Source organism: Thermoactinomyces sp. CICC 10521 (assembly GCF_016055135.1).
Classification (GTDB): domain Bacteria; phylum Bacillota; class Bacilli; order Thermoactinomycetales; family Thermoactinomycetaceae; genus Thermoactinomyces_A; species Thermoactinomyces_A daqus.
This window is the reverse complement of record NZ_JAECVZ010000007.1, coordinates 59620-70415: the sequence shown is the minus strand read 5'-3', so window position 1 is coordinate 70415 and position 10796 is coordinate 59620. Positions and strand designations below refer to the sequence as shown.

The window sequence follows — 10796 nt, the reverse complement described above, 5'->3', positions numbered from 1 at the left end:
CCGGGCCGATTGCCGTTACGGCCCGGTAAAACAAATGCGGCATATTTTTTATTTTTGATTTGTTTCGTCATAGAATAGGGGTAACACGGGAAATAAGTTATTGAAAACGGGGGAGTGGTGTTTCTTTGGCAGGGTTGACTGCGAATGGAGAAAGCGCGACATAAACAACAAGGAGGCCCTTGCAGTGGATCAGGAGAATCCAAAAAAGAAGAACCGATTTGTTTCCTGGCTGGGTTGGATCGGTGTGGTTCTGATGAGTTTGCTCGGAAAGCTGAAAGCGCTGTTGCCGCTCTTGAAATTCGGGAAGTTTGGCGGTACGTTGATTTCCATGTTGGTCTCCATCGGCGGATACGCCCTCTTTTTTCCGATTCGCATCGCCGTCGGGTTGGTTCTGATGATTTTTATCCATGAGATGGGACATGTACTTGCTGCCAAGCAGCGGGGGTTGCCTGTTTCCGCCCCGGCGTTTATTCCTTTTTTGGGTGCTTTGATCACGATGAAGAAACAGCCGAGCGATGCGGAAACGGAAGCGTTTATTGCCCTGGGCGGGCCGTTGTTGGGAACAGTGGGAGCATTTGCCTGCTACTGTCTGGGGATTTGGTGGCATAATCCAATCTTGCTTGCCATCGCTTACATCGGATTTTTTATTAATTTATTTAATCTGCTTCCCATTCACCCTTTGGATGGCGGGCGGATTGTCATCGCCGTGACGAGATGGCTGTGGGTGGCGGGACTGGTTTTCGGGCTGGTGCTGATTATCTATCTTAAAAGCTTGTTGCTGGTCTTCATCTATATCCTCTTCGTCCTGGAGTTGTGGTCCCACCTGCGTCGAGGGAAACGCCGGAGAAAGGAAAAGGATGTTTACATGCAGGCAAATGTGGAACGTTCCCGTTTTGAGCAATCGGGCATTTGGATTCCGGGTGAAGCGCATCGCCGTTCTCTTCCCTATCGCCAGTACTGTACGGTTGAGACACAGGAACATTTCGCCGAAGTGGAGTTTCCCGGGATTGGGACGATTTTGCGGTTTATATGCCCGGGTGAGGTGACCGGGGCTGAACTGGTCAGCACATCCTCCCCGTCCCCGCATCATCCTGATGTCCGTATGGTGATCCGGGTAAAAATGATCCAGGACCCGGTCGGCGGGTTGCAAAGTGATGATGAGTACTATCGTGTTCCGGCAAAAATACGCTGGCTGTATGGCATCGCCTATTTCGGGCTGGCACTCTTTCTCGTCTTTATGATGATTCAGTTGAGCCGGTCCGGCTTGCTGGTACCCGGTCAGGTCAGTTGAAGCAAAAGGGAAGGAGGTTATATTTCATTTCGTGATTGAAGTGCTTTTTTGATTTCATCCCATGCAGGCATCCCGCCTTGTGCACCGAGCTTGGTGACCGACAGGCTGGCGGCGGCACAGGCGTGCCGAATCGCTTCTTCCAATGACAATCCTTTGGCCAAGGCGACGGCTAATACGCCGTTGAAAGTGTCTCCGGCTCCGGTCGTATCGGTTACCTTGACGGACAGAGCGGGGATGCGGCTGATTTTTTCCCCATCAAAGTAACGTACTCCTTTCTCCCCTTCAGTTAGGATCAATTTATTGGGATATTTGCGCAGAATCGCTTCCACCTCTGCCTGTTCCCCGAACAAGGTGCGGCATTCGTGTTCATTCGGTGTGAGAAAAGTCACCTGTTCAATCAACGATGGCGGCAAAGCGTTTGCCGGAGCCGGGTTTAAAATGACCGGGATGTTATGCTGTTTACACAAATTCGCTGCATAACAGACTGTTTCCAAGGGGATTTCCAATTGCATGAGTACGATGGAGGCGGATAACAGGAGCTCGCTTGCTTCCTCGACCTGCTCCGGGGTCACTTCTTTGTTGGCTCCCTGGACAATGACGATGCTGTTGTCTCCCTCGGCAAGCACGATGTGGGCAGTTCCGGTGCTCGTGCCAGGAAGCTGTTTCAGATGGGTGATCGATACCCCTTCCTTGCGGAAATTTTCGCGCACCATGCGGCCAAACTGGTCGTTTCCCACCGCTCCGACCATTTCCACCTCTGCTCCGGCCCGTCTGGCGGCAACCGCCTGGTTGGCTCCTTTTCCTCCGGGCACAATATGAAGTTCCTCGCCGATGACGGTTTCTCCGGCAAGAGGACGCTTTGGTGAAGTGACGACCAGATCCATGCTCATGCTTCCGATAACCACGATTTTGCCTTGATTCATACGGGTTCCATCCTTATCTTTTGGGTGTTGTGGGGAAAACGGTCATGAATCAACTGCGATGCCATGGGCAGGCGGTGAATGAACGGGAGGAGTCTTTGCTTCAAAAAGACTCCTCCCGATTGAAGTGGAATTAGCTCAGATGTTATGGCAATTGCCCATCTTCAGGTTATTTTACCAAACGATTGATTGCGGAAAAAGGGGCTAAGAACGACCCACGTTGACTTTTCCCATGATCATCTGGTGAATGTTGGGCGTGGTTACATGGACAATCACCTGGTAGGTTCCTGTTTGCGGAAAAGTGTGTTTGGTGCTGTATACGCCAGCTTTTGTCTGTGTGGTGGGAAGCACTTGATGTTTTTCTCCTTCTTTCCACACTTCCAGCTCCACTTTCGCATTTTTTACCGGAGCGGTATTTGACTGGACACTGGCGCTGAGCTGCGTTGCCTGATTGGCCTGTGGATGGTTGGGATCGGACTGGAAGGAGATTTTAAGTTGAATCGGAGTCGGCGTATTCGCTTCATGATGCGGTTTGCTGCCTGCCTGATTGCATGCGGTTACGGAAATCAGCAGCATGATGATTCCCGCCAGTCCGATCACACGGCGTTTCATCCCCATTTTGGCATACGGCCTCCTTTTTCATCAGCAAAACGTGCATGGTTGCCGGAAGGATACAAATTCATCTTAACAAAGCTCCTTGCTTATACTATCCCTCTTTGGGGCTATTTTATCTGTGAGAGTTGGTTGCAGGCCGGTCAGGGGCCTGACTTCCTCGCGCGTTTGTTCAGAGTCTCATCCCATTGTTGCGCCAAAAAGACCGAAATGTTTTATTCACCGGGCCGGGAGCGCAAAAAGCCTCTTTTCAGTGCATATCTCGTCAGTTGCACCCTGTTTTGCAGATGCAGTTTTTGCATGATGTTTTTCAGGTGATTTTTTACCGTATATTCGGAGATGGAACAAGTTGCGGCAATGTCCCGATTGGTGAGTCCTTGTGCGACCAGGGTGAGAATCTCCTGCTCCCGCGGCGTCAGGGCGTGGCCGGGCTCCTCGGAAGGGGAGTACGGTGTTGTAAACTCCTGGAGGATTCGTCTGGCGACCTCTTTTGGCATCGGGGTCTCATCCGCTGCAATGGAACGCAAGTAGGTGAGCCAGAGCGACGGATTTAAATTTTTCAGCAGATATCCCTGTGCCCCTTGTTTCAGTGCTGCAAACAGGTCGGACGCGTCATCGGAAACGGTGACCATCACAATTTTGATGTAGGGAAATTTCTCTTTGATCACACGTGTCGCTTCCAAACCGCTCGGACCGGGCATGTTAATATCCATTAATATCATATCCGGCATCAATTCTTCCGCCAGACGGATCACCTCTTGCCCTGTTTTGGCTTCCCCGACGATTTGAAAACGGGAATCTTCCTCAAGAATGATGCGCATCGCTTCGCGGGCGTGATCATGGTCATCTCCTATCAGGATACGGCAACGGGATTCCAATTTCCCCGCCCTCCTTTTGAATGATCAGTTTCGTTTTTTCCTGCTCTCGGGTAAAGGAGAGTACTGCCCCGATTTGCCGGGCCCGCTCCTGCATGATCTTCAGGCCGAAGCTGGTCGGGGAGGCGAAGGGATCGCCACAAAATCCCTTTCCGTCATCTTCAATCACCAGCTTCCAGCCGCCCGGGCAGGAGGAGAGACGGCAATCAACCTGACGGGCTCCCGAATGTTTGCGGATATTGGTAAATGCCTCCCGGATGCAGGCGAACAACTCGATCTTCTCTTTGGGGGACAACCTGCTCTCCTCAAGATCGATTTTCTTACGGACGGCAATACCGGTATCCGTTTCAAACAGGTGAAACCACGTTTCCAACTGCTTTTGCCAGACTTGTGACGGGAGGGATGAGGCCGTTTTGACATTGAAGATCGCCTGACGCACATCATCGTGGATCTGGCGCAGGTGTTGATCGACGCTGACCAGATCGGCATCCGGGTACTTTTCCCGCAACCGGTTCAGTTTGACCGAGCAGAGAAACAGGGTTTGGGCGATTCCGTCATGAAGCTCGCGGGCGATCCGTTCCCGCTCTTTGAAGACCGCTTTTTCCTCCCGTTCCTTTTTCAGTTCTTCCTGCATGTTTTCATAGATGGCAAACAGGCGGTAAAGCAGGGTGATGGTCACGGCAAAAACCAGCACCGGTGTCAGATAATTTCCGAATTGCATGGAGATGACGGGCAGCAGAAACTGATGGCGGACGTATTCCCACACTCCTGTTACCAGTGTGGGGATGATGAGGATCAGCCATTTGATTTGTTTATAGGACAAAATGGGTCGTCCCTCCTTTTTCGCAAAGAAACCCCAAACGGAAAATGGTTTGGGGTTATTAAAGACCGAATTCTGCCATTTTGTCAAATGAACCCGGTTTATTTCAAGTTGTGACTGAATAAAATGGAGGGATTTTTGAAAGCGGGTCGCTACAGGCGAAAGCGCCAATACGGTGAAACTCAGATTTACCCGTTTCTCTTTAGTTTGCCGGTGCGCATCGCATATTTTTCTGCAGTGGAGAAAACAAATAGCCCCAGCGGGATTAAGATCATCCCGATGCCGATCAGGGCGAGGAGATCGGGCCAGAGACTGGTGATCGCCGCCCCGTCAAGGATCGCTTTTCTCACTGCCTGGAGCGCATAGGTTCCCGGTGACAGATAGGCGAGCGGTTGCAGCCAAGCAGGCAGGACGCTCACATCGTAGTAGACACCGGAGACGAGGAGGATAATCCCCTGAATGATATGTGTGGCTTGAGCTCCCCGCTCCGGCGAGAGCAACGGCAGGACGGCTGCGATCAAGCCCAATCCGATAAACGCAGGGCTGGCGACCGCCAGGACGAGCAGGGCGCCGATCAGATTTGCCTTTTGCAGGGAAAAATCAAAAAAGGAGGCTACGGCAACGAGAACGATCGCAGTACGGGCCAATCCGTAAAGGATGGCGAACAGGCACATCCCCGTCAGATGGGTAATGCGGCGAATGGGTGCCATAAACGTATATTCGATCGTTCCTTCCCAACGTTCCCATGTGATGGAGTTCGAGACTTCTTCAAATAAAACGGACATAAAACCCCAGAAGAGAGCGCCGATCACGAGATAGAGAATCATCTCGGCCCGTTGCTCCTGGTTTTTGATGGTCGTGCCGATCAGCCCGATGGTCAATGCATTGACGATGTTGTAAAAAACGAAGACGATCTCCCATGTGATGTAGCGCCGGACCAGGTTGAAGCTTCTTTCGACAAAGGCATACATGGCGTTTAATTCATTCTGTATTTTCATCGGCCAAAACATCCTCCCATGATTTTCCGGTAAAACGGAAAAAAACTTCTTCCATAGAAGCGGTTCCGATCTGTTTTTTCAGTCCCTCCGCCGTATCCATGGCGACAATTTTGCCGTGATCGATGATGGCGATGCGGTCGCATAACCGTTCAGCCTCATCCATATCATGTGTAGTCAAAATTATCGTCGCATCGTGCGTCTCCATCACTTCCTCCACGTACTCCTGCACATCCCGTTTTGATTTGGGATCGAGCCCGGTTGTCGGTTCATCCAGCAGCAGGAGGGTGGGTGAAGTCATCAATGCGCGGGCGATGGCCACTTTTTGCTGCATCCCGCGGGAGAGGTTTTCCAGCGATGTTTGCGCCTTGTCTTCGTTCATGCCGAGGCGCCGCAAGATAGAGAGCGCTTTTCTCTCTCCCTCGCTTGTGTTTAATCCGTAGATCCGGGCGGCGTACCGCAAGTTTTCAATCGCGGATAACTTTTTGAAAAAGGACGCCTCAACGGAAACGCGATTGATGAAGCGGCGAACTTGACGCTGGTCGCGGACGACATCGTGTCCGAAGATGGTCAGCTGGCCCCGGTCCGGGAACAGAAGGGTGGACAGAAGGCGGATCAGGGTTGATTTGCCGGAGCCGTTTGGGCCGAGCAAACCGAACACCTCGTTCCTGCGAATCTGAAAGGAGATTTGATGAACGGCTTTCACTTCCCGCTTCTTTCCCAGAAACAGGTTTTTCCATGAACGGCTGTCTTTTATTTCTTCATAAAATGATTTGCAGACGTCCCGGCATTCCACCGCAACTTGGCTCGCTGAGGAATGGTTCTCTGTTTTCTTTTCCTCATTCACAGTAAGCAATCGAAATCACTCCCAAGGGATTGAACTTGTTGACGTGACGGGATGAGGACCCGTTCCCGCCCGGGCGATTAATAATAAAAGAAGAAAAGCTGCCGTTTCCATGAGAAGCCTCGTATCTTGTCGTTGATAATGCTCTCCCGGTATGAACGGGGCCCTTCGATCAACCAAAAATTGACCAACATCTCACATCGACTCCTTTTTTTGTTAATCAAAGCAAAAAAAAGACCACAGGAACGGAGCAGACCTGTGGTTTTCAACGCAAATATAAAAACCACAGGTATCCGTGTGGAGCCCTGTGGTGATTTTTGCAGTCAGATTCCTAATCCACCTTTTTTTCACTGAGGCCGCCGCACGGGGATGAATATGGAATTTTGCCATGATAAATGTTGCCGCTGCCGTTCATTGCGGGCACAAGGGTGAAAATGGGCATACGAATCCCGTTGGATGCAAAAGCGATGAGCAACATCATGGCTGACGACCTCCTTTCAAAAAGATGGATGGAATGGGGAAACGACAATTCAGTCGCTTCATAGAAGTATTTTATATTTTTGGACAATATTTTGTCAATTATTATTTTGTTCTTTATTCTGAACCGGGGAGTCGGCGGGAAAATCGCCAATCGCGATGATTCGCGCTAAAATAGGGAATGATTTTCAATAGAAAGAAGGGATTCAGGTGAAAGCGATCATCTTCGATCTTGACGGTACTTTATTTCAATCGGAAAAAGTGGGACTCCCCGCTTTTCTTGAAACGTTTCGCGTTTTAAAGGAGGAAGGGCTTTACCGGGAAGAGATGCCGACTGAAGACAAAATCAAGTCTGTTTTCGGCATGACCCATGATGAACTCTGGCAGACATTACTGCCCGATGCGACGAAAGAAATCAGGGAAAAAGCCGACCGGATGATGCTCGGTTTTGAGCTTGAGCTGATCGGCAGGCACCGCGGGGAATTTTATCCCGGGGTGAAAGAAACACTCCATGCATTAAAAGAACGGGGATACGCTTTATTTATCGCCAGCAACGGGGTGGGGCCCTATGTCCGCGGCGTACTGGAATCCGGGGATTTAACTTCCTTGTTTACGGGAATTTATTCCGCAGGAGAGTATAAAACGAAAAGCAAAGTGGATTTGGTCTCACTTTTAAAAGAACAGCATCAGGTTACAGACGGGATGATGGTCGGGGACCGAAGTTCCGATGTGGAGGCTGGCAAGCAAAATGGGCTTGTCACGGTCGGCTGCCGCTACAGCGGTTTTCCCCAGTTTGGCTCCCGGGATGAATTGGCGGGGGCGGATCACTTGATTTCTTCGTTTGCGCAAATGCTCGATCTCGCTTAAGAAAGATTGAAGAGGGTCACAGTGTCCCGCAGGACTGGCCATCAGGAACGATGGAAGTCTGGAGTGGGGCCCTGACCCGGCTTGATCACTTTCACGGAAAAAGCGGCCGGGGAGGCGAACATGGTATGCAAAGCATATGGGAAATCTCCTGGTTTGAGGTGGCCCTGCGCCTGTTTTTGGCGGGCATGCTGGGGGGAGTGGTCGGATGGGAGCGAGAGCGGAACAATCATCCGGCGGGATTTCGCACCCATATTCTCGTCAGTCTGGGTTCGGCGCTGATTATGCTGATCTCGATCTACGGATTTTCCGATTTTGTGAAAGAGGCCAATGTTCGGATTGACCCGGCGCGCCTAGCTGCCCAGGTAGTAAGTGGCATCGGCTTTTTGGGTGCGGGGACGATTTTGCGCCACCGTGCCTCGGTCACCGGGCTTACCACTGCGGCTTCCCTGTGGGTGGTTTCCGGCATTGGCCTGGCGGTGGGTGCCGGCTTTTTGTTCGGGGCGATTTTAACCACACTTCTGGTACTGGTCAGCCTCGAACTGCTCAACCGTCTCGAATCGGTTTGGATTAAAAAGCGCCATCTGCATATCCTTCATATTAGGGTAGCGGATGAACCCGGGATGCTCGGCGAAATCGCCTCGATGATCGCAGACAGAGGCGGAAGTATCCGCAAAGTCGATATCCAGGAAGAGGATGATGGTGAACGGTGTCTGAATATCACCTTTACCATCCGGTTTCCGGAACGGATCGAATCGCCCCTGTTGGCTCAGGAGGTGCGCGAGCTGGAAGGAGTAAAATCGGTACGATTCGAGTAATAAATGGGCCGAACGAAGTCAATTCTAAAATAGAGAAGAGAGGCTTGGCAATTTCTTGTTTTTTATCTATAATAAAATCATAAGGTCAAAGTTAGTCAAAGTCAGCAGGAGGGCGTTCGAATGAGCAGTATTTCCGACATAATCGAACGCTATTTAAAATCCATTCTAAATGAAAGCGAAAATGGCGTAATCGAGATCAAACGCAGTGAACTGGCCGATTTGTTTCAGTGCGTCCCCTCTCAGATCAATTATGTGATCAGCACCCGCTTCACGATTGAAAAAGGGTATATTGTGGAAAGCAAAAGAGGCGGGGGCGGGTTTATCCGAATTCAAAAAGTCCGTTATAAAAACCGCCGGGAGATTTTCGAGGAGATGCTGGAAAAAATCGGTGATGCCATTCCGCAGTTGGCAGCGGAGCATGTGATCAGCCATTTGCTGGAGAAGAACCTGATGACTCAACGGGAAGCGATGCTGATGCAACGCCTGATTTCCAGGGAAACACTTCAGCTCCCAGTTCGGATTCGCGACCAGATCCGTGCGAAAATGATGCGAATCCTGATCACTACATTATTCAGTAAAGGAGAGTGACGGCCGATGCTCTGTCCTGAGTGCGGAAAGCGGCCGGCTACGATTCATTACACGAAGATCGTCAATGGTCATAAAACCGAAATGCACCTCTGCGAAGTGTGTGCAGGAGAAAAAGGGGAAAGCATGCCGGGATTCAGCAGCGGAATCTCCTTTCAGCAGCTGCTCTCGGGACTTTTAAACTTTGATAATTCTCCTGCATCCGGTACGCACGAATCGTTCTCGTCTCAGACGCTGCGTTGCCCCACCTGCGGGCTGACGTACAATCAATTCAGCAAAATCGGCCGCTTTGGCTGCGGCGATTGTTATAAAACGTTCAAGGATCGTCTCGATCCCCTGCTTCGGCGAATTCACGGTCACGCAAACCATGCGGGAAAAATACCGTCCCGGACAAAAGGAGAGCTTAAGTTAAAGCGTCAATTGGAAAAACTAAAAGAACAGTTGGCGATCAAAGTGAAGGCGGAAGAGTTTGAAGAAGCAGCCCGCCTGCGGGACCAAATTCGCTCGCTTCAGGAACGATTAGAGAAATAGGGAGGAACCTTCCATGTCGCTCGAACATTTTATGCAAAATGCGATCAGTGAATGGATGCGGGTGAAGGGTCCGCAATCTGATATCGTGTTTAGCAGCCGGGTGCGGATCGCGCGTAACTTGGTCGGGATTCCCTTTCCTATGCTCAGTACCCAATCGCAGGCAGAAGAGGTTGTCCGCAGGGTGGAACAGGCATGGAGGGAAGAACAGGATCTTCACCCCATCCTGCAGGGAGCCGAACTGGTGCGAATGCAAGATCTCACCGATCTTGAGAAGCGGGTGCTGGTGGAAAAACATCTGATCAGTCCGATGTTGGCTGAAGAATCGCGTTATGGTGCTGTCCTTCTCAGCCAGGATGAGTCAGTCAGCATCATGATCAACGAAGAAGATCATATTCGGATTCAGGTGCTCTTTCCGGGACTGCAACTGGAAAAAGCATGGGAACTGGCCAACCAGATTGATGACTGGTTGGAGCGGCATCTTGCGTTTGCCTTCGATGACCGCCGGGGGTACCTGACGAGTTGCCCGACCAATGTCGGAACCGGGATTCGCGCTTCAGTGATGGTGCATTTGCCCGCACTTGCGATGACGCAGCAGTTGAATCGCCTGTTGCCGGCGATTACCCAGGTCGGCCTGGCTGTCCGGGGCATTTACGGAGAAGGCAGTGAGGCATTGGGACAATTGTACCAGGTATCCAACCAGGTAACGCTCGGCCTTGCTGAAGAAGAGATTCTGAGCAACCTGCAAGGAGTTGTCAAGCAGATGATCGAACATGAGCATGTGGCGAGACAGCGATTGCAGGAAGTTTCCCCGATTCAACTGGAGGATCGCGTGCAGCGTTCCTACGGGATTTTGGCTCATGCCCGGATTATCGATTCCAAGGAGTCGATGAAACGGTTGTCCGATGTAAGGCTTGGCATTGATCTCGGACTGATTCGCGGCGTGTCGGCCAATGTCATGAATGAACTGATGGTGATGACACAACCCGGTTTTTTGCAACAATACGCCGGTCAGCGCCTCAATGCGGAGCAGAGGGATACCAGGCGGGCAAGATTGATTCGGGAACGCCTTGCACTTGAGAAAGGAAAAGGAGGAAGCCCTGACCCCTCATAGAAACCGTTTTGGTTGATGGACTGTTCACAAAACGGGTCAGGGATGAAACCATT

13 protein-coding genes are annotated in these 10796 nt (G+C 51.1%); 6 read left to right on the top strand and 7 right to left on the bottom strand.

Annotated elements, in window-relative coordinates; translation table 11 throughout:
* Positions 1–184: 184 nt before the first annotated feature.
* Positions 185–1291, top strand: coding sequence for a site-2 protease family protein (locus I8U17_RS07135; RefSeq protein WP_033100651.1), 1107 nt, complete (start codon positions 185–187; stop codon positions 1289–1291).
* Positions 1292–1308: 17 nt separating this feature from the next.
* Here I8U17_RS07135 and rbsK read toward each other — a convergent pair whose 3' ends face one another.
* The 7 genes from rbsK to I8U17_RS07100 all read right to left on the bottom strand — a co-directional run bounded on the left by rbsK (position 1309) and on the right by I8U17_RS07100 (position 6838).
* On the bottom strand, positions 1309–2214 hold the full coding sequence (gene rbsK / locus I8U17_RS07130) for a ribokinase (RefSeq protein ID WP_198059203.1): 906 nt from the start codon (positions 2212–2214) through the stop codon (positions 1309–1311).
* Between the two features lie 201 nt (positions 2215–2415).
* Positions 2416–2829 carry a FixH family protein gene (locus tag I8U17_RS07125; protein WP_033100649.1) on the bottom strand — a complete coding sequence of 138 codons (414 nt, stop codon included), beginning with the start codon at positions 2827–2829 and terminating at the stop codon, positions 2416–2418.
* 209 nt (positions 2830–3038) lie between these two features.
* Positions 3039–3701 carry a response regulator gene (locus I8U17_RS07120; protein ID WP_198059202.1) on the bottom strand — a complete coding sequence of 221 codons (663 nt, stop codon included), beginning with the start codon at positions 3699–3701 and terminating at the stop codon, positions 3039–3041.
* Positions 3667–4521, bottom strand: coding sequence for a sensor histidine kinase (locus tag I8U17_RS07115; RefSeq protein ID WP_033100728.1), 855 nt, complete (start codon positions 4519–4521; stop codon positions 3667–3669). The genes I8U17_RS07120 and I8U17_RS07115 overlap by 35 nt, the downstream gene beginning before the upstream one ends.
* 185 nt (positions 4522–4706) lie before the next feature.
* Positions 4707–5516, bottom strand: a complete 810-nt coding sequence (locus tag I8U17_RS07110) for an ABC transporter permease (RefSeq protein WP_198056009.1) — start codon at positions 5514–5516, stop codon at positions 4707–4709.
* Positions 5500–6360, bottom strand: a complete 861-nt coding sequence (locus I8U17_RS07105; RefSeq protein WP_235281646.1) for an ABC transporter ATP-binding protein — start codon at positions 6358–6360, stop codon at positions 5500–5502. The genes I8U17_RS07110 and I8U17_RS07105 overlap by 17 nt, the downstream gene beginning before the upstream one ends.
* 328 nt (positions 6361–6688) lie before the next feature.
* Entirely contained in the window at positions 6689–6838 is a 150-nt protein-coding gene (locus I8U17_RS07100; protein ID WP_160173828.1) for a hypothetical protein, read from the bottom strand.
* A 206-nt stretch (positions 6839–7044) separates the two neighbouring features.
* On the opposite strand from I8U17_RS07100, the gene I8U17_RS07095 reads away from it, so the two are divergent.
* The 5 genes from I8U17_RS07095 to mcsB all read left to right on the top strand — a co-directional run bounded on the left by I8U17_RS07095 (position 7045) and on the right by mcsB (position 10743).
* Positions 7045–7701 carry an HAD family hydrolase gene (locus I8U17_RS07095; RefSeq protein ID WP_370589221.1) on the top strand — a complete coding sequence of 219 codons (657 nt, stop codon included), beginning with the start codon at positions 7045–7047 and terminating at the stop codon, positions 7699–7701.
* 125 nt (positions 7702–7826) lie between these two features.
* The gene (locus I8U17_RS07090; protein WP_198056011.1) at positions 7827–8516 is read left to right on the top strand and encodes an MgtC/SapB family protein; all 690 of its coding nucleotides are present in this window, start codon (positions 7827–7829) and stop codon (positions 8514–8516) included.
* Between the two features lie 120 nt (positions 8517–8636).
* Positions 8637–9104: a CtsR family transcriptional regulator gene (locus I8U17_RS07085; protein WP_033100645.1), complete on the top strand. Its 468-nt coding sequence runs from the start codon at positions 8637–8639 to the stop codon at positions 9102–9104.
* Between the two features lie 6 nt (positions 9105–9110).
* A complete protein-coding gene (gene mcsA, locus I8U17_RS07080) occupies positions 9111–9632 on the top strand; it encodes a protein-arginine kinase activator protein McsA (protein ID WP_033100644.1) in 522 nt (173 codons plus the stop codon).
* A gap of 13 nt (positions 9633–9645) precedes the next feature.
* Positions 9646–10743 carry a protein-arginine kinase McsB gene (gene mcsB / locus I8U17_RS07075; RefSeq protein WP_033100643.1) on the top strand — a complete coding sequence of 366 codons (1098 nt, stop codon included), beginning with the start codon at positions 9646–9648 and terminating at the stop codon, positions 10741–10743.
* The last annotated feature ends 53 nt before the right edge of the window (positions 10744–10796 follow it).

Bases quoted from the DNA above. Each gene is read 5' to 3' on its own strand.
- rbsK (WP_198059203.1), bottom strand. From the start codon at position 2,214: ATGAATCAAGGCAAAATCGTGGTTATCGGAAGCATGAGCATGGATCTG.
- I8U17_RS07125 (WP_033100649.1), bottom strand. From the start codon at position 2,829: ATGGGGATGAAACGCCGTGTGATCGGACTGGCGGGAATCATCATGCTG.
- I8U17_RS07110 (WP_198056009.1), bottom strand. From the start codon at position 5,516: ATGAAAATACAGAATGAATTAAACGCCATGTATGCCTTTGTCGAAAGA.
- I8U17_RS07100 (WP_160173828.1), bottom strand. From the start codon at position 6,838: ATGATGTTGCTCATCGCTTTTGCATCCAACGGGATTCGTATGCCCATT.
- I8U17_RS07090 (WP_198056011.1), top strand. From the start codon at position 7,827: ATGCAAAGCATATGGGAAATCTCCTGGTTTGAGGTGGCCCTGCGCCTG.
- I8U17_RS07085 (WP_033100645.1), top strand. From the start codon at position 8,637: ATGAGCAGTATTTCCGACATAATCGAACGCTATTTAAAATCCATTCTA.
- mcsA (WP_033100644.1), top strand. From the start codon at position 9,111: ATGCTCTGTCCTGAGTGCGGAAAGCGGCCGGCTACGATTCATTACACG.
- mcsB (WP_033100643.1), top strand. From the start codon at position 9,646: ATGTCGCTCGAACATTTTATGCAAAATGCGATCAGTGAATGGATGCGG.